Source organism: Pseudomonas meliae (genome assembly GCF_001400515.1).
Classification (GTDB): Bacteria; Pseudomonadota; Gammaproteobacteria; order Pseudomonadales; family Pseudomonadaceae; genus Aquipseudomonas; species Aquipseudomonas amygdali.
Window position 1 is genome coordinate 1 of sequence record NZ_LJQT01000400.1, and the last position, 913, is coordinate 913.

Here is a 913-nt window from a genome sequence, read left to right on the forward strand (position 1 = left end):
TTGCTCGGAGCTTCCCTAACTGGCTCTGTTTCGCGTCCAGGCAGAGGCCTGTTACGATGGCCATCCACAACCACACAAATAATCAGGCCTTCTAATTGGCCTGGATCTGCGGCTGCACAAGCATAAGAGTTGGAGTGTTTAATGGAAGCAAGCGCGCCGAGGCTCGTTGATCCGGCTGCGATCGGCAAACCTCGTGATTACGACCATCTGCTAGGCACCATGAAGGATCTCCACCTTTCTCAGCAGGTCGGCACCTCAAGGCACGCAATAAAACGCCGGCGTGAAGCGTATGGTGTTGCGCCCTACACCGTGGCGCAAGCAATCGCACCTTATGAGCATCTCCTCGGTGTCGTATCGGACCGTTATGTTGCTACCCGCTGCGGTGTTTCGCCGCACATGGTTAAGGCTTACCGGGAGTCGCAAGGTATCTTACGAGAGTTCAAACCCAAGCCGAGGGTTCAACGGTTGCCCACCGGGCATCCTCTGAGGCCCTACAAGGCCCTTTTCGGCCTTGTCAGCGATCAAGAGATATCTCGGGTATCAAAAGTTTCGGTTGACGTTGTAGCGGAAGCAAGAGAGTCCTTTGGCTATGGGCCAGTGGCTCCATCGTTGCAACCCAGTGAAGTCGTTCCATTAAATGATGTCCATGGCCCTTGGCTGGGCTATGAATCCCTCCTTCACTGCATGTCGATCGCCAAGATCAGCCGGTTGATCGGTGTGCCCTATAGCGTTATCGAGAAGCGCCGTGATTTCTTGGGTGTGAAGCCATACGAGCGGGTATCCCGCATAGCGAGGTATGACCACCTTCTGGGGGTGATCCCCAACGCTCTACTGGCCCAGCTCGCTGGATTATCGACGGCACGCGTCCAGGAGCTGAGTAGAGCGAAGAAAATTGCTAAGAGGGTGTAGACAA

At 55.0% G+C, this 913-nt stretch carries 1 protein-coding gene; it reads left to right on the forward strand.

The genetic code is table 11. The features are described from left to right. Positions 1-141 precede the first annotated feature (141 nt). Positions 142-909, forward strand: a complete 768-nt coding sequence (locus tag ALO64_RS18580; protein WP_235378778.1) for a hypothetical protein — start codon at positions 142-144, stop codon at positions 907-909. The last annotated feature ends 4 nt before the right edge of the window (positions 910-913 follow it).